Below are 23048 nucleotides of genomic sequence, written 5' to 3'. Positions count from 1 at the left end.
CATAAACAAAAAGCCAACTGATTTTGATCCATGAGTTGTATCTCATTTGATAACTTTAAACATAGCTTAGGGTTGAGGAAGTGAACATGAAAGCCATGATTTTGGCCGCTGGAAAAGGAACTCGTATCCGTCCCATTACTTATACGATCCCGAAACCTTTAATTCCTATTCTGCAAAAACCAGTAATGGAATTTTTGGTGGAATTACTGCGAATGCACGGGTTTGACCAAATTATGGTCAATGTTAGCCACTTAGCAGATGAAATTGAAAACTATTTTCGAGATGGTCAACGGTTTGGGGTTCAAATTTCTTATTCCTTTGAAGGAAGAATTGAGGAGGGAAATTTAATCGGACAAGCCTTGGGTTCAGCCGGAGGGATGAAACGAATTCAAGATTTTAATCCCTTTTTTGATGATACCTTTGTGGTTTTGTGTGGGGATGCGTTAATTGATTTAGACTTAGCAGAAGCGGTGAGGTGGCATCGAGAAAAAGGTTCTATTGCCACCATTGTTATGAAATCTGTTCCTCAAGATCAAGTTTCTAGTTATGGGGTTGTTGTTACGGACAAAACGGGTCGTGTTAAAGCTTTTCAAGAAAAACCTTCCGTAGAAGAAGCTCTCAGCACAGATATTAATACGGGGATTTATATTTTTGAACCAGAGATTTTTAAATATATTCCATCCGGGTGTGAGTATGATATTGGTAGCCAATTATTTCCCCATTTAGTCGATATTGGTGCACCTTTTTATGGCATTTCTATGGATTTTGAATGGGTGGATATTGGCAAAGTGCCCGACTATTGGCAAGCGATTCGCAGTGTGTTATTAGGATATATTAAAAACGTTTCGATTCCCGGTCATCAGGTGTATCCAGGGATCTATACGGGGTTAAATGTGGCTGTCAACTGGGATCAAGTCAATATCCAAGGCCCGGTTTATATTGGAGGGATGACTCGTATTGAAGATGGAGCAACGATTATTGGCCCGACGATGATTGGCCCTAACTGCTGGATTTGCAACGATGCTTATGTAGACAATAGCGTGATTTTTGAATATTCTCGTTTAGGCCCAGGAGTGCGTTTAGTCGATAAATTGGTATTTGGGCGCTATTGTGTAGATAAACTCGGTGCTTCCATTGATGTCCAAGCAGCGGCCCTTGATTGGTTAATTACAGATACTCGTCAAGTGTTTAATTCAGATTCTTCTGAACGACAAGCCATCGTCGATTTATTGGGTAATTCTTAATCTAAGCGGTGTCGGTGTCCGGTATTCGGTATCCGTCACCCGTCGCCTTTCTCCTTATTAATACTCAACAAAAACTGCTGATGTCTTCTTTGATTTGTGATCAATCTAAGTTTATTGTTGCTGAACCGGGTGCATCTTACTCTCAAGATAATTCCCGTGATTCTGTTTGGGGTTCAGAACGATTTGTTGAAGTATTAGTTGATGTTCCTTATAGTTTTAACTCAGAAGATCAAGAGGAACAAAAGTTATTTATTTATCGAGTTCCTTCAGATTTAAGGGTAAAGCCTGGAGATATCGTTAGTGTTCCCTTTGGAACTCAACAATTAGGAGGAATTGCAATTCAGTTGCTTGAACAACTGTCTCCTGATTTACCCGAACATCGAGTCAAAGCAGTTGAAGATATTATTTGTAACGGTTTCTTCCCTTCAACCTATTGGCAACTCTTACAACAGGTTTCTAATTATTATCAAACCCCTTTAATTTCAGTGATTCGGACGGCTTTACCCCCTGGGTTATTAGGAAGAAGTCAACGTCGCATTCGTTTAACCTCTGAACCTATCCCCAAGGATGCTCAATTATTTTTAAATCCGCCTGCTGCTTCTATTTTAAATCTTTTAAAATCTTCAGAAACCGGAGATTTTACTTGGAAATATTTAAAACAAAATGTGATTAATCCTCAACGAGGATTAAAAGATTTATTACAACGAAACTGGGTGGAAAGTTATTTAGAACCTCCTAGTCCCCCTCGTCCAAAATTAAAACAAGCGGTTACATTAGTTGATGATATTATCCCCTTAGATTTAACTCCCCGCCAACAGGAAGTTTTAACGGTTGTGATTAAAGTTCTCAAACAACAGGGAGGAGAACTTTGGTTCAATGACTTAATTAAAATTTGTAGTACCAGTTCTAGCTTATTAAAAAATTTAGCAGAAAAAGGCTGTATTGTTATCACTGAAAGAGAAATTTTAAGACAAAATCAAGGAATTTTTCAAACTTCCGATCAGCCTAAAGTTTTAAATCAATATCAAACGGAATCTTTACAAACCATTAACTCTTTATCCGGTTATGCTCAAGTTTTATTACACGGGGTTACAGGGTCAGGAAAAACCGAAGTTTATTTACAAGCGATCGCACCTATTCTAACTCAAGGGAAATCTGCATTAGTCTTAGTTCCTGAAATTGGCTTAACCCCCCAATTAACCGACCGATTTCGCGCTCGTTTTTGCGATCAAGTTTTCGTCTATCATAGTGCTCTTTCCGATGGAGAACGTTATGATACCTGGCGCAATATGACCTTGGGTTTACCTCAAATTATTATCGGAACTCGTTCAGCAATATTCGCCCCCTTACCGAAATTAGGATTAATTATTTTAGACGAAGAACATGATAGCAGTTTCAAACAAGATCAACCTTCTCCCTGTTATCATGCTCGAAAAGTTGCTCAATGGCGCGCTGAATTAGAAAATTGTCCTTTAATATTAGGATCAGCAACTCCATCCTTAGAAAGCTGGTTAGAAATTAAACACAAAACCCAACAAAATCGGTTTTATTTATCCCTTCCTGAACGCATTCAAGCCCGACCCCTTCCCCCCATCAAAATCGTTGATATGCGTCAAGAATTGCGTCAAGGAAATCGATCTATTTTTAGTTATGATTTACAAACCGCCTTACACCAACTCAAAAAAACTCGCCAACAAGGAATCTTATTTATCCATCGTCGGGGACACAGTACCTTTGTTTCCTGTCGCAGTTGTGGTTATGTGATGGAATGTCCCCATTGTGATGTGTCATTAGCGTATCATCATGAACATCCCGATGCAGCCCAACTGTTAAGATGTCATTATTGTAATTATAGTCAATTGTATCCCCAACGTTGTCCTGATTGTGACTCTCCCTATTTTAAACATTTTGGCAGTGGAACCCAACGGGTAACAGAAGAATTAAACCGCTTATTCCCTGAGTTAAAATGTATTCGATTTGATAGTGATACCACCTCTCGAAAAAATGCTCACCGCACTCTATTAACTCAATTTGCAAATGGAGAAGCCGATCTATTAGTGGGAACCCAAATGTTAACCAAAGGGTTAGATTTAGCCTCCGTTAGTTTAGTCGGAATTGTATCCGCCGATGGGTTATTACATTTATCAGATTATCGCGCTAGTGAACGCGCCTTTCAAACCTTAGTCCAAGTCGCAGGACGAGCAGGAAGAGGAAATGATCCAGGGCGAGTGATTTTACAAACCTACACCCCCGAACATCCGGTGATTCAAGCGGTACAACGTCATGATTATAAATCCTTTGTCGCCACCGAATTACAACAGCGACAGGAATTAAATTATCCGCCTTATGGTCGTTTAATTCTATTACGGTTAAGTAGTTTTAATCAGCAAGATGTTGAAGAAACTGCTCAAAAATTAGCAGAATTTTTATTAGAAAATAATCTTAATTCTGATTTTGAATTATTAGGCCCTGCTCCTGCTCCTATTCTTCGAGTTGCAAATCGTTATCGCTGGCAAATTTTAATTAAAACTTCTCAAGAATCTTCTATTATTTTACCTAAATTCTCTGAGTTTAATTCCAGTTCTGTTTATATTACCATTGATATTGATCCTCTGCATTTGTAGGATAAGCGTAAGCCATCAATTTTATTTGATTAAAGCCGAATTACCCTAGCTTCATTAATATTTTCTATTAAATCATTAATTGATACTAATTTACCGATAATTTTCTTGTTTTCATTGTCTATAAATTTTGATGAGAATTGATTAAGATTGTCTTTCAGCCAATTTCGCGTTTCTGGTAGAGGTAAGAGATAAAGCAAACGAGAATTAACAAAATAATAAAATAGCCAATCAGCTTGAGAACTCATAAAAGCTCCTGAAGGATTGGTTTCAAAGAAGAAATTTTCTGTTGTATTGCATGAATCAGGTGTGATCTTGATTTTAAAAGTTCCTTTATTCGTGGTCAATAATAAATCGATTTTTTGTGCTTGATATTCAGGTTGTGTTTCAACAATTTGTAAATCTGACGTTTGAGGTAAATTTTTTAACCAATTCAGCACGTCATCAATTGCTTGTTTAAAAATAGCCGATTCCTGACTTTCTACTCTTTCGATTTTAGGTTCTATTTTAGACTTCTTGACTATTTCGATTTTAGGCTTCTTGATTGTTTCTAAGTTTGAAACTTTTTCTTCTACAGCATTATCGCTGGGTAGATAATATTGTACTGCATCTGATATTGCTTGTACTTGTTGAAGATTAAGACGCACAGGTGTATCTTGTATTAGCTGCATTAATGCTATACTTCCTTGTACTACAGGAACAGAACATTGATTAGTCCCTATCCATTTGGTTAAGGTAAATACAACAGGTGCTGTTATGAAATCTGATGGTAAATCAGCAACTTGTTTGTGAATCCATTCAGTAAAAACCTGCTGATGATATCGACTTTGTTCACTAGGACTTTTAGATAGAGGAACCCAGTGTTTCCCATCTCGCATTTTCCATTGATCTTTGTAAGCACTATATGATCCTTTCCAAGCTTTAACCTCGATTAAAAAAACACCTTGAGTACCGATAATTAAGTGATCAATTTCTGTGAACCTCCCAGAAGATGCAGGAATTATCGCATTGCTAAACATAACCCAGCTATCTGGTAAAGATTTTAATAGGAATGAAATGATTGTTTCCCCTAATTTTCCTTTAAATTGATTTTTAAACTGCTTTATATCAAAGAAAAATCCGGCAAATTCACCTATAAAATTATTATTTAAATTGCTTTTTATAGATTGTTTAAATTCATCTCGATTCGCAGAAACTTTTTCATTAACTTGCTCCGAGAACTTTTTTTGAAGTACACTTGATTGTTGTAAATATTTCATAAATTTAGATTGTAATAGTTAATAATTATGGTTATTTAGCAAAAACTATGCTAAAGTGTTAGTTGAAATGCCAATTGAGTCAATATCGACGTTGAAAATTTTTAAAATTTCTAAACCCATAAGCTGAACATTTAATCAATTTTACCTTATTATTAATGCCTTCCACTACCCCACTGCTTGTTCTGTGATCAAAATCTGCAATATAATCTCATCCAACCAATGCCTAATCATCTTCTGAGTTTTGGGAAAATACTTTTGAGATTGTAATAGTTCAGAGGGTGACAACAGAGCTAAAATTAAGGAGCCGTGTGAGGTAAAACTTTCAAGCACGGTTTTCCAGAGGAGTCGCAGAAGTGACTCTCCAACTTAGTTGACCCGCATTTTGCACCGAAGGTAGAAACGCTATGACTGATCCCACAGTGGCTTTAACTCAACTCAAAGTCGCCGAGAAACGGGAATATGTAGTTTATATTCCCTACTATGATGAAAAGAAACGTAAATATTTACCTTATTCGATTAGCCTTTATAAAGAAAAAAGTTTAGAAGGTGCTCGCAATATTGATGGCGGAGATGGCATTCCTTTTGTAGCAACTTGGAACGTCTCTTCTTTACCTGCGGATTTAACCCGTTGTCGGGTTCAGTTTGATGGCAATGCCGATCTCAGTTATGAGGTGATCCTGTGCAACCATGAGTTTATTAAATATTTAATTGAAGTTTTGCAAAATTTTAGCCGGACTCGGACGATTGATTTTTCTCAGGAGTTTTACAAACGGCTCTTGCATTTGGATCATTAATATTGGTTGTTGTTATCTGTTAGGCGTGGAAACCTCTGTTGTTGGGGTTGCGTTCACTAAGTCGTGATCAGTTCAATCAGCAGGTGAGTTTCCTCCCTAAAACAGACCCACCCCCGTTGTTCTATTCATCAATGTTAATCTGTTGACCAATTAAAACCCCTCCTCGCCATTAAAAAATTAAAAAATCAAGAAAACCCCAAAGTTTAAGGAATGGGGTTAAGGATTCACCCTACAATAGAAAAGCTATTGTTCAACTATCTCAATTTCCTTTACAAAGGCTCCTTGCTCTAGTATTTGAAGAGTTTAGACCGCCAAAGGAAAATGTCATCATTTGTTGAATTTAATGAGATTAAATTGAGGAGTAAATTGCGTGGCTGAATCCGTCAAGTATTTATTAATCGGGTCAACAGAGCCTTATACCGGGAAATCGACAATTGCCTTGGGTATGGCTCATCTGTTTCAGGGTAAAGGCTTAGACATTGCTTACGGTAAGCCTTTAGCCACCGATTGGAGTGATGGAGATGAAAAGAACGATGCTGACCTTCAGTTCGTTGCTCAAACGTTAAAATTGTCTGAGGGACAACTTCGATTCCCTATTTTGACTTTGGATGAAACAACCATTCATCGGCGTTTGCTGGGTGAAGATCGGGCTAACTATAGTCAAGCCCTCATGTCCTATCGGCAAAAATCCTCGGCGGATTTAATTTTTCTTGAAGGGCCACGAACCTTGCAAGAGGGACTGTTATTTAATTTATCTGTACCTCAAATGGCCGAGCAATTGGATGCTTGCGTTCTGTTGGTCGCTCGTTTACATTCTCATCTGGCTGTGGATGATTTGCTCTTAGCTCAACAACGTTTAGGCGATCGCTTATTAGGTATTGTTATTAATGATGTTCCCCCGGAAGAACTAGAAATTACAACCACTCAAATGCAACCGTTTTTGGAAGTGCAGGGAATTCCTGTCTTTGGGGTTATACCGAGAAATCCAATTTTACGCAGTGTAACGGTTAAAGAATTAGTCAACCAGTTGAAGGCGCAGGTACTTTGCTGTAAGGAACGCTTAGACTTGATGGTCGAAAGTCTCAGTGTCGGGGCGATGAATGTGAGTTCCGCCATGAAATATTTTGATAAATCTAGCAATATGGCTGTTGTCACCGGAGGCGATCGCACCGATATTCAATTGGCGGCTTTAGAAAAATCTACCCATTGTTTAATCCTCACGGGTCAACTTCCCCCCGCACCGATGGTATTAAGTCGGGCTGAAGATTTAGAAGTTCCGGTTTTATCGGTTGATCTCGATACATTAGCAACGGTAGAAATTATTGATCGCGCGTTTGGTCATGTTCGCCTCCATGAACCGATTAAAGTAGAATCAGTGAATCAACTGATGAAAGAACATTTTCATCTGGATCGCTTTATTCAACGGTTAGGAATTTCTTTTCCCGTATCCGTGATGAATTAAGATTATGAGCAAGGTGGGTGAGGTGATTGTAGGGACGTTGTACACAGCGTCTCTACCAAGCAAGAAACAATTGATCAATATCTTTTCAAAAGATTGTACTGCTTTAAAATTGGAATATCGGTTAAAAGATATACCCAATGACTCACTGTTTAGATGTATCTGCCTAGTTTTGCTCGATTTAGCCAGATAATAACTTTAGCAGGTCGATAAATTTTAGCAATAAAAGGAGCTTGATTTCCTTGAGTTATTTTCTCTATTTTATCAATTGCATTAACAAAAATAGTAATTACATCTTGACGAGAAAGATTACCTGATACCAGAATAAAAACTCGTGCCTGAGACTGGGCAATTTGTTCAACTTCTAAAATATTTCTACTAATGTTGTCATCTTTCGTTAGTACCACCCATCCCCGTTGACTAACAATAGGTAGCCATTCTGTATCAGGAGAATCAGGAGGAAAATGGTTATGATGAAATTCAATTTTAACCCCTAATGATTGTAAGGCATCACCCAGAGATTTTCCTAACGCACGATCTATAAAATAGGTGTAATGATATAGTGCTACGCATTACGGTTAGGACATTTTTAAACCCTGAAACCCTTTCAATTCTTACTGTTCCCTGTTCTCTGTTCTCTGTTCCCTGTTCCCTGTTCCCTTGCGCGTAGCGCTATAGGTCATGCTACCCGTAATTTGGACTCGAATAAAATTGCTGTTTTTATCTGTAAAATAGTACAGTTATAGTCTGAGGCAATTTCTTCTAGGGAGTCCCCTGCATCGTAAAGTTCAGTTACAATTTTTGTAGGAACTCCTGTTTTAGAAATTGTAGGTTTTCCAAAGGAGATATTAGGATCAATCGTTATTATTTTTTCGGGGGAGTCTTCCCCATAAGCTTCAATAAAAGGGAAGAGTCTAGCAGCAATGTTTTCCTCATCCCATTCTATACGGTTAAGAAGATGGTTTAAGACTTGTTTCATGGCTAATTGTCCAGAACGAGACGCATTAATTAAATGTTCGACTTGTTCGATAAAAAGGTCAACGCCATCGCTACTAAATTTTTTGAGAACTAAGGGATGTTCGGTTTTAAATTGTTCACTGATATAGTCAAGAGCAAGTCTGACTTTATCAAGGGGAATATTATGAACGGTACGAATAACTCTCAACACATGGGCTTCTATTAGGTTAGTAAAAGAGAGTTGAGAATAGTCGGGATCTGGACGTTGGATCAGGGGTCTAAAGTCTTTGTGTCCTGTTTTTGTTGGGTAAGAGCGTCCTTTTATCCAAGTTCTAAGAGTCGATACTGGTATATTAAGATATCGGGCAGCATCTACTGTTGAATAAATCGGAACATGATAGGGATATTTTGGGCGGGATATTTTGCTCATTATTAATTTTTAAATACGAGATAGGAAAAGGCTAGAACCCTGATCATAAAAGCGTTATCAGTAGCTAGGATATAGAGTTTCAAGGCAGAACAGATAATCCCCTCCTATAAGTCTTTATTGGGATTATTTTTTAACTTCAAATTCACACGATTTCGATGAATGACCGCTTCAGCAGAATTGGGTTGCATTTCTAAGGCGACACCATAGGAACGATTCGCATCCTGATAACAATTCATTTGTTCAAAGGTCATACCTCGACGAATCCAAGCTTGATAATAGTCGGGTTTCTGTTGAATAATTTTGTCATAAACATTTAACGCATCTTGATAGCGTTGGGCTGATTCTAAGGCTAATCCCCATTTTAACCAAGTAGAATAGGATTCCGGCCAAATTTTTACCGCTTGCTGAAAGGCTTCTGCGGCTTCTGAATACTTTTCAACCTTTTCTAAAGTTTTCCCTAAATGTACCCAGACATCAAAATTATCCGGTTGTACCCGAATCACTTTTTTATAAGCAATAATCGCCTCATCATAGCGTTCTAATTTTTCTAATGCTTCCCCCCGTTGTAAGCCTGCTTTTGTTGCTAAGGCGGTATCTTCTGTGGTCATTTGTACCACTTTATCATAGGCAATTAACGCTTCTTCAAACCGATCTAATTGTTCTAAAGCTTCTCCTCGACAATTCCAAGCATCCAGAAAATCCGGTTGAATTTGCAAGGCATTATCATAGGCAATAATCGCTTCTTGATATTGTTTGAGTTCACACAGGGTTTTGCCTCGACCTAACCAAGCTTCAGGAAAATTAGAGTTTAATTGGGTGGCTTTATCAAAGGATGCGATCGCGGCTTGATATTGTTTTAAGTCTAATAAGGCTTGAGCGCGACTAATCCAAATTGCAGCCGAATCAGGATTAATTTGTAAGGCTTGATTTAAACAAGTTAAGGCGGCTTGATGTTGTTGATGATGCAGTAACGCCATGCCTTTATAAAACCAAACTTCATAATCCTGGGGTTGCAGTTGAATTACCGTATCATAGGACGTAATCGCTTCTGTATATCGCCGTAATTTTTGTAAAGCAATTCCTCGATTAAACCAGGCTTGATAACTCTTGGGTTGCAATTGAATCGCTTGTTCATAAGACGCGATCGCATCGGCATATTTCTGTTGACTTAATAACATTTCACCCCGATTAAACCAAGCTTCATAATTAGCAGGCTGTAATTGAATTGCCCGATCATAAGAAGCCACCGCATCACTATAACGTTCTTCATTCATTAAAGCATTGGCTTGATGATACCAAATCGAAGAAACATTCGGTTTAATTTCAATAGCTCGTTTATAAGAAGCTGCCGCTGCTTTATATTGTAATAATGCTTCTAACGCTAAACCCCGTTCATACCAAGCTTCAAAATTTTCCGGTTCAATAGTAATCGCTTTATCAAAGGAAGCCACCGCTTCTTCACATCGTTCTAATTTAGCTAAAGCAATACCCCGAAACGTCCACGCCCAATAATCTTCTGGTTTAATTTTAATCGCCCGATCATAAGATGCTAAGGCATCTTTATAACGTTTTAATTTCCGCAAACTATTTCCCCGTCTTAACCAGGCAGAATACCAATCGGGTTTATAATTTACCGCTTGATCATATCGTTCAAAGGCAAATTCATAGCGTCCTAATTTATAAAATCGATTGCCTTTATTATATTCAGGCCATGCTTTAAAAACGCCTAAAAATCCTAATTTAGAGGCGGGTTGAGTGGGTGGAGGAGAGTCCACAGGAAACAGGGAGGGGGTTAACTCTTCCGACATGGGCTGTTTGACTCCTGACCAATGAGTGCTAATATCTTCTATCCTACGGTGTCAAGTTGATTTAACAATCCCCCCTATTGTAACCAACGGGGGAATCGACAATCGGAAACGGCTGAATTATCAGAAATCCCGAATTATTTTTTAACCCGACATAGTAGCCAACGCAGAGAGATGGGCGGGTTTTGGATGGGAATAATATCTCGACCCTGTGACCAATGTTCAAACCAATTGGTAGGCGGCCAAGCTTCCGGGGGAAGGTGAGCACGTTCATATTCATAAACTGACTCATCGGATATCAGTTCTAGAGGTAAACTTTTTAAAAGCAGATTAATTTCAGGACGGGTAATCAAGTATGACCATTGAATTTGCCCCATTTCCCGCACTTTATTATTGGGTTCATAGTTGTCATGGGTGATAAACGTATTGAATAAAATTAACCCCCCAGGAACAACCGCATCACAAACTTTTGTTAATAGAGTTTGCACATCTTCTAAGTTGCGAAAATGGGAAATCACTTCCGCAATTAAAGCTAATCGATAATAATTAGCGGGTAAAACTAAAGCCGGGTTGAGAATATTGCTTTGAATCACCCGAATAGGTAAGTTGTTTTCTTTGGCTTCCTTAGCAATAATTTGAGCAAAGTCTGGGGTCAGTTCGACAGCATCTACCGGATGTCCTTTTCGCGCTAAAGGCAGGGTATTGCGACCGACACCCGCCCCAATATCTAAAATGGGACTGCGGGCTGGGTCAGATAAATCGGACGCTACCGCCATTAATTTGGCATCGGGATGTGACCCAAACAACGGCCCTTCACGGGTGGTTAACCAGCGTTGATATTTATTTTCTAAAGAGGCTACTTCCGTTGTCACCGTGATTTTTAATCCACTGGTTAATCCTTGGGTGGGGTCAGGGGGTTCATATTTAAACACTAAACGAGCATGGGGTGAAGCTTGATATCCTTCATTGAGTTTTCGTTCTACAAGCTGACGTAACCCATTCAATTCATCCGGGGTAAAGTTCTGCCCCAATGCGATTAACAAAGCGTTAAACTGACTCATATATTCATCGAGCAAAGCAGGGGCACAAGGAAGCACCAGTTGTCCTCGTGCAGAAGTCAGTCGTTTCACTTTGAGCAAAAGTGCTTTTTCAATTAGATTTTGATCATTGACTGTAATCGGTTGATTCACGGCTACCACGAATACAATATCCTCTTAATGCTGTATAGTAACTTGCCCTGTTGCTCTAATGTATCAGGAAAAGCAAAGAAATCAACAGACTTGTTAACGATGTATTCAAAAAATCTACGGTTTTAAGAACTTAGGAGTCTAATATTTTTATGTGCTTTTCAGCAACGGCAAGTTTTACCGCCAGTCTCTCCTTATCAGTATTAGGAATTGCGACACTAACACAAACGACCTCGAAAAATCAGCTTTTATTAGCTTCTTTTCCGTTATTATTTGCAACTCAGCAATTTTTGGAGGGAATGGTCTGGTTAAATTTGGATCATCAATCATCTCTTCTCTATTTTATAGGAGCTTATGGTTTTTTAGGCTTTGCTACAGGAATTTGGTTAATTTTATGCCCGGTTTCTGTGTATTTATTAGAAAACAATCCGCTTCGCAAAAAAGTAATTTTAACCTTGGCTATCATTGGATTAAGTTTAGCAATTTATCTTCTGAGTTGCGTGATTAGAGAAGGGGTTTTAGCTACTAATTATTCAGGAAATTTGTTNCAAATAGGTTGTAATCATTTAAAACTGATATGAAACAGCTAGAAGTATTACCCCTGTTCCCTGTTCCCAGTTAAGNTCGATTATATTCATTTTCCGTTGCCAGCTTTGGGGGATTATTGCTAACCTTACATTTATTATAACTCATTTGGAAGTGCTATATAACCTTAATTTGCTATATGATCTTAAATTTATTTCTTTCTATGATGTTTGTAAATATTTATATTTGCTAGTAATTAGTGTTCCTTTTTTGATATCAAGCCAAAGGTTATTAGTAATATTTGGCATTGTGGTCATTCTTTCTTTTATTTTGGCGGATAGCTTTTATCAAACTACTTTTATTTCAGTGTGGTGCTTCTTTGCCGCCGCTCTTAGTAGTAGTTTATGGATCATCTTTTTTGACTGGAAAACACATAGCCCAGAACTTAAAAATTAAGACAATACTGACAGTTTTTTCGCCCCATTTTACAAAATTGGAGAGTCAAATTGAGTCGCCAATTTTGTAAAATGAAAACCCCCTGCTTTTTAAGGGGGATTTAGGGACATCTGATCAAAGCTGTAATCAGGGCTTTTTGGCGTTAAGTTAAAACGGATGGAGCTCCTCGCCCTAAAACGATCTTAATTCTATCCTAGGTTTAATCCTGATTAACTCGGAGAAATTTATTGATTCAATACCGATAAAACCGTATCATGAATAATGCCATTACTAACTAAAATCCCCCGATTATCTAACATTTTAGGATTAGAGGCAAAATCTAAAGGTTTACCAAACATATCACTGACTCTTCCTCCCGCTTCTTCAACAACAATTGCCCCCGCCGCGTGATCCCAAATATTTTCTCGATAATTAGGAGTTTTAGGAGAAGGAAGTCGCAAATATAACGCCGCTTTTCCAGAAGCAACCGCCCCATATTTTGCTTGAGAATCCATTTTAATTGCTGGGGCAATAATTCCTACTGCTTTTGCTACAGCATCCTGACGATCAATATCTCCATGACTGGCTTCAACACTGCCCACAAACCGAAGATTTTCTACATCATTTGCCTGCACAACTTGAATCGGAATTTCTTCACCCGTTGCCAAAATTATCATCGTTGCGCCTTGTCCTCGCACCGCAACAAATAAAGCTCCCGGTTCATGATTTTCCACCGGATAAGCCGGACATCCCATCACCCCAACTTTGACTTCCCCGTCTTCAATTAAAGCTAAAGCAATGGCATATTGATCTTGTCTTAAAAATCCTTTTGTTCCATCAATGGGATCTAATGTCCAAAAGCGGTTTCCAACTTTTCCATTCCCTTTATTAATCCAATCTGTAACCTGTTCTGAGGTGGCATCAGGAATAATTTCCTGTACATATTGGGTAATTTTTGCTAAATTTTCTGCCATTTCTGGAGTTTGCAATTCCGTTGCATCTTCTTCCCCGACAACGGGATCATGAGGAAATACTTCTGCGATGGCTTTACAAATAATTGCTTGAGAACCATAATCGGCAACCGTCACCGGACTTTTATCACTTTTCTCCATTGCTGGTGGGATATTCCGACGCACTTTTTCACATAGTTTCCCAGCCGCTAATGTAGCTGCAATTGCAATTTGCTTTTCTTGTTCGTAAGACATAAAAACTCCCATTAGAGGCGACTTACTACGGATTCTATTATTTTAAACAATAAAACGTTAAAGCACAATTTCCATAGATTTTTTCCCGACAAATTTCTAACCCCATAATGGGTTGAATTTGCCAACGATGGGGATGATGCTCAACCGCAATTTCTCCATCCGCAGACAGAAGTTGATATTGGGCGATCGCGTCTAAGGTGGGTTGATAAAGATTACTATCATAAGGCGGATCGAAATAAATACAATCAAATTGTTGCCCCGATAAGGTTTTTAACTTTTCTAAAATATCCCCTCGTATGACTTGAAACTGTTGGGAAGAATCGGCAATTTTTTGCCAATTTTCTTGAATCACTTGACAAGCTTTTCTATGTTGTTCTATCCCAATTACAACCGATGCTCCTCGACATAATGCTTCGGCTCCCATTGAACCGCTTCCGGTACATAAATCTAACCAGCGACAGCCTTCTATTTGACCCTGCCAAATATTAAAAACTGCTTCTCTGACCCTGGCTAATGTGGGGCGTGTTTCTTCCCCTGGTAAAGTTTTAATTAAGCGATTTCCTGAGATTCTTAAACTCAAAAATAAAGTCCTCCACTGCACAAAATGGGAGAGTCTACCTTCAAAATATAGCAAATCTCAAGAGATCCAACACAAAATGATATTTTTTTAGAAGATAATCTGGTGAATGTTTTAATTGAGTTTTTAGATCTCTTTTTAGAGTAGGGAACAGAGAACAGGTAAGTTTATAGGGGTGTACGGCTTAGGTTTTAGTATCAGTCTATGTTCTAATCACCAGGTGCGACTCCTATGTCTGCTTCAGTGATGAAACCCCTCAAAAGGACTCTCTTTAGGACAGAAAATAATTATATAATCTAATCTATCTACCTAATAAATTTTAAATTTCAAAACAAAGGTGGGTTTACAATTCTTAATAAAAGCTAAATTAATGAGAATTATTTTTCTTAAGGGAACGACTTGACAAGGTTTGGAGCGAATGTTAGCATTTTAGTAGATAGGCTAAATTGCAACATCTATATCTTGATCCCAAAACATCAGCCATAATAGCCATTCTATCGTTAAAAATCGATTCAAGCCTTCAAAAATTATCTAAAATCAACTGACCTCGCGCACATCTTAAATATCGCCCTTTGCTACCCCTACTTGACAAAAAAGCAAAAATGTGATAACCAACTCGAAATTTATAGAAGTGATGGGGGAAACGGTCAGGAGTCAGAACTTGAATTTTCCCCTATCTTATCCCAACAAGTCCAAACCCATCTAACTACCATTACCTTCTCGACCATAGGCTTGCCAAGCCAGATCAACTAAGGCATCAACTAACGCCACCGCCACAACTGCACTACCCTTGCGTCCGTCAATGCGGACATGGGGAACCATCGAATCATTTAAACGGGACTTGGCGACATCAGCCCCGACAAAACCTGAAGGAGTCGCAATTACTAAAGCGGGTTTAATCTCATCCGCTTCAATTAAATCGACAATGGCAGAAAGGGCTGTTTGTTCTTGACCAATAACAAAAATCGCTTCAGGATAGCGCTTTGCTAAGGTTTCAATCCCCCAAGCCGAGCGGGTTTTTTCCCGTTGGGGTCGTGTTACCGCCTCCATCGAACAATAAACAGGATTAGCAAAGGTTGAAAGAATGCGGGGAGTAATCCCCACCTGTACCATGGGCACATCAACAACAATCGTTGTCCGAGCCGCTAAAGCCGCCGCCCCCCCTTGTAACGCTTGGTCAGAAAAACGAACTAAACTTTTATATTCAAAATCCGCCGTCGAATAAATCACTCGACGAACAATTTCGTATTCGGCTGGCGAAAATACATGATCGCCAATTTCGTCATCAATAATTCCTAAACTCTGGGCATCGGTAATATGCCATTCCATTGTGACTCGCCGATTGTTAGCTTCTTCAGTTCTGTGGCTAAGGAAAATTGACTTAGCACAACCAGATTACAACTTATTCAGTGTATCAGGTTGTTGGCGTTGTGACGAGAAATAGGGTGTAGGAGTAAGGTCGTGCCAGCGTCCGCGCACCTTGACAATCAACCGTCAACCGCCAACGGTCAAAGCCCTTAAGCTTCTGGGGAGGAGGAGTGATTGAACACCGGAGTCAGAAAAGCCACTAAGAAACCAATCAGGAAGCCAGAAATATTGCGAACAAGGGGAAGCCATTCCTGGGTACGAGAAACAACAGGGCCAATTCCAAAGGCAATGAATAAAATCCCCCACAAAGGAGAGAAAATTAACGCCCATTGCCATGCAATCACTTGTCCGGGTTTGCGGGGAATACTGGCGATACCACAAATCACTCCACCGAGAGCCGAGGTAATTAAGGTTAAAATCCACTGTTCTTGAGGAAGTCCGGGAACAACTCGACAGCCACCTTGAACTAAACAGCCTTGAATCGTATCAATGGATTGGAGTACCGATTGGTCTTCTCCATTTTCTCGAATAAAATATTGATTTCCGAAGCGGGTTTGTAATTCTACCCAAAATGTCCGAGACAGAAACGGGTAAACCTGACGACCGACGCTAAAGTTGAGAATATTCCCACCCCGTTCATCGGCGACTAATAAAACGCTTTTATCATCCAGTCCCCAATAGTCTTTAACGGCGCGCCCTGGGGTTTGGTCAAATTGAGTTAAGACTCTCAGTTTCCATCCTGTTTGGGTTTCAAACTCTTCTATATCTTTTGCTAATAGGTTTTCCTGAACGTCGGTCAGAATTCCGGCGAGGTCAATGACGGGGGTTTGAATTTTAGGCAGTAAATCAGGATTATTAAACGCATGAGCAACGGGTGCAAATGCCCAAGTCGAAAACACTAGAGCAAATACAGCAAGAGAGAGAAGCAATCTGTGCAGCCAATTCTGTTGCATGGAAGTTCCTATCAATGTCTATAAATGTAAGCAATATGGGTTTTTTGTTAACCCGGAGATCATCCGACTCTCATATTTCTTTACAATTTTTAACTTTATCACAAAATCGGCAATCAGGATTACAGTTTCTGGGGTTGTCATACCGTTCAAAGCCCTACTCCTAGGAGATTGAGGGAAATTAAGGGAAAAGATATAGTGCTACCCATTACAGTTAGGACATTTCTAAATCCAGCAAAAGGATTCATTGCTGACTGTTCGGTGTTCGGTGTTGCCTCACTGGGTTCAGGGATTTTATCAAGAACAAAAAACAGTAGAGATATTGAATTTAAACTTCATATCTCTACTGGGGGGATGAGGGTTATTAGAATTTGTTCCAGTAATGCCTGGGCTGATCTTTAATATTAATCTCGTGGAGGTCTACCCGTATCTTGAATGATTTCCTGACCTTCCTCTCTAGCTTGGCGGCACAGAGAAGGTAAAAGCTGTTGTTGGGATGTAGTATTCAGAATAGGACAGGGAGACTCTACAGAAAAACTCGACCGAATAAACTCCGAAGCTTTCGCTGGCGTAGAGGTTATCATTGATGACAGGGTTACGGTTAAAATTAGCAGACTTTTGTGTAACATCATTGACTCCTTCTGGGATGATTAAAGTGTTAATCCGCCTTGTAAACCCGTGAATTATTGAACTCAAATAAGGGTTTCAGTCAACTTAAAAGGTTTAATTTAGAGGGGGGTATTGGCGGATTTAATTGCTATTAGATGGGTGGATAGCGGATGGGTGTAATGAATGGGAAATTTTCAAATTAATGAATAATAAAACTTTCCAAAGTGAACACTCTACTTTACAATTTCCTTGGCGTTGATCAGGAATAGTTGCCATTCATGAGTAGGTTCTTATCATAGATTCATTTTATTTATATTTCAGGAGAGAGGGTCAACTTTTCCCTCTCTATTCCCTAGGATAGTTCGCTATTTGGGAGAATTCGAGTCTAGTTATTCCACTTTCTCTAGCGTCACTTAAAGTTGCTATATTACATTTATACTACTTAATAAAGTTCTGTAAAAACACTATCTTAGGAAGCAGGGAACACCAGATAATACTTCTGGCTGTTTCAGGCTAGTTGTAATAATTTACAACTGCTATAGCAATCCCAAATAGGTTGTAATCATTTAAAACTGATATGAAACAGCTAGAAGTATTACCCCTGTTCCCTGTTCCCAGTTAAGCTGTTCCCTGTTCCCAGTTAAGCTGTTCCCTTTTGAGCAGAAATTTTGGATACAAATCAAATAGGATTGCTATATATGATGTTTCAATCAAAAAAATGGCACATTTCAAGGGATAATCTCTAATTTTTAATTAAAATTTATTCCCCCTAAAGGAACAGAAATTAAATCATCAAATTGGGTATCACGAATTCGTTTTAATTCCCACATCCATTTCGTTTCAGCATCAATTTGTTGATAATATTTTTGAGCTAAATTTTGCTCTTTTCCAACATCTGTTTCTTGCCATAATTTTAATGCCATATCTCGTCTTTTTTGACAAATAACCGTTTCAATAGAAGCCACGGAACTGCGAATTACTAAACGAGCGCGACGGATATCAATTTCTGTATGTTCATCCAAATAAAATAAATGATAAAATTGCTTTGTAGGTTGATTTTCCTGTAAACAAACTTGTTGTAATTCCAGAATCAAATCAACGGAATCTAAATCCTTTTCAGCTATTTCTTCAATTTTAGTAATTTCTCGCCAGAGAAACCGATGATGGGCTAAACTAAACTGTAAATCTCTCGCTTCTAAGGCATCCTGAATGGTCAGACGGTATTCAGGACAATGTAAATAAATTCTCAGCAGTTTCACTTCCGCTTCTTCTAATAAACTCCGTTCAGAATTAAGAGTTAGTAAATCAGAAGATACCTTTTGTTTTTCATGATCTGAATAAGGTTTATTAACTTGAGTTTGTAAATTTTTAGCGAACAAAGGAACTAATCGAGATTGTCCTTGGCTGAGAAGTTCAGCACAGTATTGAATATAATGAGTTCTTTGTATGCCGTTGTCAATTTTTCTTAATAATTCTACCATCACTTTTGAAACTTGTTGCGACTGGGCAACGGTTTCCAAGCTTTTTCCGATTAAAAGCCGTTGAATTTGCCACTCAATCCATGAGGGAGAATTCAAGACTAATTTTTGATAATCTTCGGCAGAATTATAGATTAAAAATTCATCAGGATCTTTCCCGGAGGGAATATTTAAAATCCGTAAATTAATATATCCTTGATAAGCCAAATCTTCAATTTCTCCGATGGCGCGTTCGGCGGCTTTATTTCCCGCAGCATCCGCATCAAAATTCAGAATAATTTGTTTAGATTCTGTATAGCGAACTAACTGCCGAACTTGATTTAAACTTAAAGCAGTTCCTAAAGATGCTACAACATTTTCAATTCCCGCCCTATGTAAAGCGATCGCATCAAAATACCCCTCTACAACAATCGCTAAATCCTGTTTACTAATCGCATTTTTGGCTTTATCTAAGGCAAATAACGTTTTACCTTTATCAAATAATTCTGTTTCGGGAGAATTGAGATATTTCGGAAGTTCATCCCCTAAACTCCGACCTCCAAATCCAATCACTCGCCCTTGACTATCCTGAATGGGAATCATTAACCGATCTCTAAACCGATCATAATAGCCATTACCCGTTTTTCGAGGCACAATTAACCCCGCCTGTTCTACTAATTCCGCCGGAAAATGCTTCTGTTCCACAAGATAATCATAGAGGGTTTCCCATCCTTGGGGGGCGTATCCTAACTGAAAATATTGAATTGTATCTTCTTTAATCTGACGTTTCAATTTTAAATAATCTAAGGCTTGTAATCCTTCCGGCTGTCTTAAAGCGTGTTGATAAAAACTTGTGGCGATCGCTAAAATTTCATATAATTGTTCTCGTAAAGAAATCTGTCTTTGTAATTCCTGCCGTTTTTCGGGCTCTAAGGTTTTTACCGGAATTTGATAGCGTTTTGCTAACTCTAAAACGACCTCACTAAAGGAACGTTTCTCCAAATCCATGATAAATTTCAGGCTATTTCCCGCCGCCCCACATCCAAAACAATAAAACATTTGTTTCGTCGGACTAACGGTAAAACTAGGGGTTTTTTCTTCATGAAAGGGACACAACCCCACAAAATCTTTTCCCCGTCGTTTCAAGACCACTTTCTCGGAAACAACATCATAAATATCAGCGCGTTCTTTAACGTCCTCTATGGTATCGGGATGAATTCGGGGAGTCAGCATTGGAGATGAGATTAAAATTGTAAATCTTTATTTTGCCATAAAATACCCCTGATGATCCCTTTAATCTTCTTATTGTCTGATTTTTTTAAAGGTATCCTTATTTACAATGGGCATAAATTCAAGAACTTGAACTTGCTATTGTCGTTTTATATTCAACGGTTAATTAACTAAATTCTCAGCAATTATTGAATTTTCTGTCATCTCTGAATATTTTTTTGATTCTGAAGTAGCGGATGTTGTAGGGATTTTTAAACTAAAAACAACAACTAACTGATGATTTTCAATATGAATATTATTGTGCGATTCGTTTAACCTAAAATAAGCCAAAAAGCTTATGGGACGGTTAGCCTAGCTACCTAGGTAGTTAGAGATAACTAATTACATTTATGGGTGAAATTCTGTGAATTAAGTCCCATCCCTCAAGTGCTGAGGTGAAAGCATAACCCCTAGTCTGCTTAAGTAGCAACTAACAGACTAAAGCGGGGTTAAAAGGTAGAACTACTGGTAGCCAAATCTGGTAACTATCGAGCAAGAAGTCCATGTGTAGCGAAAGCAAAGATGCGTTTGAACCATCGTTAACAGAAATGGTGTAATGGGCTAAATTCAAGATAAAACTTGATAAACACCAAGCCAAAAGGCAAGGATTAGGGCATAAGCGGTTGATAATCCGACTTATAAGCACCGCCCAATAAACCCGGTGGATAGCATCACGCTAAAGACTTCAAACAAATGTGTAATCGGAACGAAGTAACCCCTAATTATCTCTGGTAAAAGGTCGATAACCAGTAAGTAGCTAACGAATGGTAATTAGGGGAGGGATGGTATCAAAAGCGAATGCCCTTGGTAATGCAAGGGATATGCTGACAGATACTCGGTAATTCCAAAGAAATAGAACAAGTAGCAATGAATAAATCTAAAACGCTGAACAAAAATCAGACGGTGGAGTGGAAAGACATCAACTGGCGCAAGCTAGAACGGGTGACTTTCAAGTTGCAAAAGCGCATATTTCGAGCGAGTGAACGAGGCGATGTTAAAGCAGTTCGCAAACTTCAGAAGACCCTGATTAGGTCTTGGTCAGCAAAATGTATCGCTGTACGTCGGGTAACACAGGACAATCAAGGCAAAAATACCGCAGGAGTGGACGGAGTTAAATCTCTGACCCCAAAACAACGGATGAGCCTTGTAGGACGATTAAAGTTAACAGGTAAGGTTAAACCTACTCGTAGAGTAATGATACCCAAACCGGGAACAACTGAAACTCGTCCATTGGGAATACCCACAATAGACGACCGTGCATTACAAGCGTTAGTCAAACTAGCATTAGAACCCGAATGGGAGGCTAAATTTGAACCTAACAGTTACGGTTTCAGACCAGGACGTTCCTGCCACGATGCAATCGAAGCAATATTCAATAGCATCCATCAAAAAGCCAAATATGTGCTTGATGCTGATATCTCAAAATGCTTTGATCGTATAGACCATCAAGTGTTAATCTCCAAAATACATACATACCCCACTTTAAGCCGTCAAATTCAAGTGTGGCTCAAAGCAGGGTACTGCGTCGGAAAACAACTTTTTCCTGCCCATGAGGGAACACCACAAGGGGGGGTGATTTCACCTCTACTTGCAAATATTGCCTTACATGGTATGGAAGAAAGAGTCAAGCAATATGCAGAAACTCTAAAAGGACATAAACAAAATAACCGTAATGCCCTTAGTTTAATCCGTTACGCTGATGACTTTGTGATAATCCATGAGGATGTAAACGTTGTCAGAAAGTGTCAAGAGATAATCGCTGAATGGTTGAGTGATATGGGATTGGAATTAAAACCCAGTAAAACAAAAATAACCCACACCCTCAATGAAATTGACGGAAAAGTTGGGTTTAATTTTTTAGGATTCCATATACAACAACACGAAGTAGGTAACTACAGAAGTGCCAATAATTCCAAAGGAATTCCACTAGGTTTTAAAACAATAATCACACCCTCAAAAACCAAAATCAAAACTCATCTTATCAAGATAGCTGAAGTAATAGATACTTATACGACCGCCCCACAAGCTACTTTAATTAGTAAGCTAAACCCAATAATTAAAGGGTGGTCAAACTATTACTCAACAGTTGCTAGTAAAAAAACTTTCTCACAAGTTGATCATCTAACTTATGATAAGTTGAGAACATGGGCAAGAACAAGGGGAAAAGGGGACATCAATAAAGATAAATACTGGAGAACAGTAGGCAACAAAAATTGGTGTTTCAGTACAGAAGACGGATTAGAATTAATCACTCACGCTAGTACGCCAATCGTAAGGCATACAAAGGTTAAAAGCGAAGCTAGTCCGTATGATGGCAACTGGACTTATTGGAGTAAACGAAGAGGCAAATATCCTGAAACTCCTAACAGGGTTTCTAAATTAATCAAGAAACAAAAGGGTATTTGTCCTGACTGTGGTCTGTATTTCACAAGTACAGACATTGTAGAGGTTGATCATATTAAACCAACATCATTAGGTGGAAAAGACACTTATGATAATCTGCAACTTCTACACAAACATTGTCACGACATAAAAACGGCCCACGACGGTTCTTTAATCAAGAATCATGACAATAACCCGTTTTGAATCGTACCTATAACAAAGGTGGAATTATCAAGGAGCCGTGTGAGGTGAAAGTCTCACGCACGGTTCTGAAGGAGAGGTAGAAGTGGTAACGCTTCTATCGACTCTAACAACATTAACAACACTTTTTTCAGTCAGCAAACTATCAACGGGAATCTCAGGGGGTGTCTGTCGTTTATATCCGGCTTCTTCTAACCATTCAGTCACTTCTCGCCAACTTTCTATCCGAGCATCTAACTTATCTACCAAACTTTTCACATATCGATATAACGTCACACAGAGGTCAGTTTTCACACCTTCCTCAACTTCTATCC

Annotated in this window: 18 protein-coding genes and 2 pseudogenes; 7 read left to right on the top strand and 13 right to left on the bottom strand. The window is 38.8% G+C overall.

The window, feature by feature from the left end; all coding sequences use genetic code 11:
- The first annotated feature begins 86 nt into the window (after positions 1–86).
- Complete coding sequence (locus PL9214_RS17350; protein ID WP_072719986.1) at positions 87–1244, top strand: nucleotidyltransferase family protein; 1158 nt, start codon at positions 87–89, stop codon at positions 1242–1244.
- Positions 1245–1324: 80 nt separating this feature from the next.
- A complete protein-coding gene (gene priA / locus PL9214_RS17345) occupies positions 1325–3868 on the top strand; it encodes a primosomal protein N' (protein WP_072720100.1) in 2544 nt (847 codons plus the stop codon).
- 29 nt (positions 3869–3897) lie between these two features.
- Here priA and PL9214_RS17340 read toward each other — a convergent pair whose 3' ends face one another.
- Complete coding sequence (locus tag PL9214_RS17340) at positions 3898–5124, bottom strand: nuclease-related domain-containing protein (protein WP_072719985.1); 1227 nt, start codon at positions 5122–5124, stop codon at positions 3898–3900.
- Between the two features lie 79 nt (positions 5125–5203).
- Positions 5204–5302: pseudogene (locus tag PL9214_RS33270) on the bottom strand (transposase); the annotation flags it as partial.
- A gap of 226 nt (positions 5303–5528) precedes the next feature.
- Here PL9214_RS33270 and ebsA point away from each other — a divergent pair.
- Both ebsA and PL9214_RS17325 read left to right on the top strand, forming a co-directional pair.
- Positions 5529–5918 (top strand): type IV pilus biogenesis protein EbsA, encoded by a 390-nt coding sequence (gene ebsA, locus PL9214_RS17330; RefSeq protein ID WP_186440382.1) that lies wholly within the window; start codon positions 5529–5531, stop codon positions 5916–5918.
- Between the two features lie 370 nt (positions 5919–6288).
- A complete protein-coding gene (locus PL9214_RS17325; RefSeq protein ID WP_072719983.1) occupies positions 6289–7380 on the top strand; it encodes a phosphotransacetylase family protein in 1092 nt (363 codons plus the stop codon).
- A gap of 149 nt (positions 7381–7529) precedes the next feature.
- On the opposite strand, the gene PL9214_RS17320 is transcribed toward PL9214_RS17325, so the two are convergent.
- The 4 genes from PL9214_RS17320 to PL9214_RS17305 all read right to left on the bottom strand — a co-directional run bounded on the left by PL9214_RS17320 (position 7530) and on the right by PL9214_RS17305 (position 11768).
- Entirely contained in the window at positions 7530–7919 is a 390-nt protein-coding gene (locus PL9214_RS17320) for a PIN-like domain-containing protein (protein WP_072719982.1), read from the bottom strand.
- Positions 7920–8056: 137 nt separating this feature from the next.
- On the bottom strand, positions 8057–8764 hold the full coding sequence (locus PL9214_RS17315) for a DUF433 domain-containing protein (RefSeq protein WP_072719981.1): 708 nt from the start codon (positions 8762–8764) through the stop codon (positions 8057–8059).
- Between the two features lie 104 nt (positions 8765–8868).
- Positions 8869–10572: a tetratricopeptide repeat protein gene (locus tag PL9214_RS17310; RefSeq protein WP_072719980.1), complete on the bottom strand. Its 1704-nt coding sequence runs from the start codon at positions 10570–10572 to the stop codon at positions 8869–8871.
- Between the two features lie 134 nt (positions 10573–10706).
- Positions 10707–11768 (bottom strand): class I SAM-dependent methyltransferase, encoded by a 1062-nt coding sequence (locus PL9214_RS17305; RefSeq protein WP_139295084.1) that lies wholly within the window; start codon positions 11766–11768, stop codon positions 10707–10709.
- Positions 11769–11908: 140 nt separating this feature from the next.
- On the opposite strand from PL9214_RS17305, the gene PL9214_RS32925 reads away from it, so the two are divergent.
- Positions 11909–12337 (top strand): DUF6629 family protein, encoded by a 429-nt coding sequence (locus PL9214_RS32925; protein ID WP_072719979.1) that lies wholly within the window; start codon positions 11909–11911, stop codon positions 12335–12337.
- Positions 12338–12455: 118 nt separating this feature from the next.
- Positions 12456–12737 carry a DUF6629 family protein gene (locus PL9214_RS33075; RefSeq protein ID WP_367400270.1) on the top strand — a complete coding sequence of 94 codons (282 nt, stop codon included), beginning with the start codon at positions 12456–12458 and terminating at the stop codon, positions 12735–12737.
- A 224-nt stretch (positions 12738–12961) separates the two neighbouring features.
- Here the strand turns inward: PL9214_RS33075 and PL9214_RS17295 are convergent, their stop codons facing one another.
- From PL9214_RS17295 to dnaG, 6 genes are all read right to left on the bottom strand, one after another.
- The gene (locus tag PL9214_RS17295; RefSeq protein ID WP_072719978.1) at positions 12962–13921 is read right to left on the bottom strand and encodes a 3'(2'),5'-bisphosphate nucleotidase; all 960 of its coding nucleotides are present in this window, start codon (positions 13919–13921) and stop codon (positions 12962–12964) included.
- Between the two features lie 37 nt (positions 13922–13958).
- The gene (gene rsmD, locus PL9214_RS17290; RefSeq protein ID WP_072719977.1) at positions 13959–14501 is read right to left on the bottom strand and encodes a 16S rRNA (guanine(966)-N(2))-methyltransferase RsmD; all 543 of its coding nucleotides are present in this window, start codon (positions 14499–14501) and stop codon (positions 13959–13961) included.
- A 699-nt stretch (positions 14502–15200) separates the two neighbouring features.
- Positions 15201–15827 carry a precorrin-8X methylmutase gene (locus PL9214_RS17285; RefSeq protein ID WP_072719976.1) on the bottom strand — a complete coding sequence of 209 codons (627 nt, stop codon included), beginning with the start codon at positions 15825–15827 and terminating at the stop codon, positions 15201–15203.
- Positions 15828–16015: 188 nt separating this feature from the next.
- The gene (locus PL9214_RS17280; protein WP_072719975.1) at positions 16016–16819 is read right to left on the bottom strand and encodes a TPM domain-containing protein; all 804 of its coding nucleotides are present in this window, start codon (positions 16817–16819) and stop codon (positions 16016–16018) included.
- Positions 16820–17220: 401 nt separating this feature from the next.
- Positions 17221–17400 carry a hypothetical protein gene (locus tag PL9214_RS17270; RefSeq protein WP_139295082.1) on the bottom strand — a complete coding sequence of 60 codons (180 nt, stop codon included), beginning with the start codon at positions 17398–17400 and terminating at the stop codon, positions 17221–17223.
- A gap of 774 nt (positions 17401–18174) precedes the next feature.
- Positions 18175–20115, bottom strand: coding sequence for a DNA primase (gene dnaG, locus PL9214_RS17265; protein ID WP_072719972.1), 1941 nt, complete (start codon positions 20113–20115; stop codon positions 18175–18177).
- A gap of 903 nt (positions 20116–21018) precedes the next feature.
- Here dnaG and ltrA point away from each other — a divergent pair.
- Positions 21019–22817: pseudogene (gene ltrA, locus PL9214_RS17260) on the top strand (group II intron reverse transcriptase/maturase).
- Here the strand turns inward: ltrA and PL9214_RS17255 are convergent.
- Positions 22765–23028: a hypothetical protein gene (locus PL9214_RS17255; protein ID WP_139295080.1), complete on the bottom strand. Its 264-nt coding sequence runs from the start codon at positions 23026–23028 to the stop codon at positions 22765–22767. The pseudogene ltrA and the gene PL9214_RS17255 overlap by 53 nt on opposite strands.
- Positions 23029–23048 lie beyond the last annotated feature (20 nt).

The organism is Planktothrix tepida PCC 9214, from assembly GCF_900009145.1.
GTDB classification, from domain to species: domain Bacteria; phylum Cyanobacteriota; class Cyanobacteriia; order Cyanobacteriales; family Microcoleaceae; genus Planktothrix; species Planktothrix tepida.
The sequence above is the reverse complement of the archived record's forward strand: the minus strand, read 5'-3'. Positions and strand labels throughout refer to the sequence as shown.

Coding starts and splice junctions, on each gene's coding strand:
- PL9214_RS17350 (WP_072719986.1), top strand. CDS start 87: ATGAAAGCCATGATTTTGGCCGCTGGAAAAGGAACTCGTATCCGTCCC.
- priA (WP_072720100.1), top strand. CDS start 1,325: ATGTCTTCTTTGATTTGTGATCAATCTAAGTTTATTGTTGCTGAACCG.
- PL9214_RS17340 (WP_072719985.1), bottom strand. CDS start 5,124: ATGAAATATTTACAACAATCAAGTGTACTTCAAAAAAAGTTCTCGGAG.
- ebsA (WP_186440382.1), top strand. CDS start 5,529: ATGACTGATCCCACAGTGGCTTTAACTCAACTCAAAGTCGCCGAGAAA.
- PL9214_RS17315 (WP_072719981.1), bottom strand. CDS start 8,764: ATGAGCAAAATATCCCGCCCAAAATATCCCTATCATGTTCCGATTTAT.
- PL9214_RS17310 (WP_072719980.1), bottom strand. CDS start 10,572: ATGTCGGAAGAGTTAACCCCCTCCCTGTTTCCTGTGGACTCTCCTCCA.
- PL9214_RS17295 (WP_072719978.1), bottom strand. CDS start 13,921: ATGTCTTACGAACAAGAAAAGCAAATTGCAATTGCAGCTACATTAGCG.
- PL9214_RS17285 (WP_072719976.1), bottom strand. CDS start 15,827: ATGGAATGGCATATTACCGATGCCCAGAGTTTAGGAATTATTGATGAC.
- PL9214_RS17280 (WP_072719975.1), bottom strand. CDS start 16,819: ATGCAACAGAATTGGCTGCACAGATTGCTTCTCTCTCTTGCTGTATTT.
- PL9214_RS17270 (WP_139295082.1), bottom strand. CDS start 17,400: ATGATAACCTCTACGCCAGCGAAAGCTTCGGAGTTTATTCGGTCGAGT.
- dnaG (WP_072719972.1), bottom strand. CDS start 20,115: ATGCTGACTCCCCGAATTCATCCCGATACCATAGAGGACGTTAAAGAA.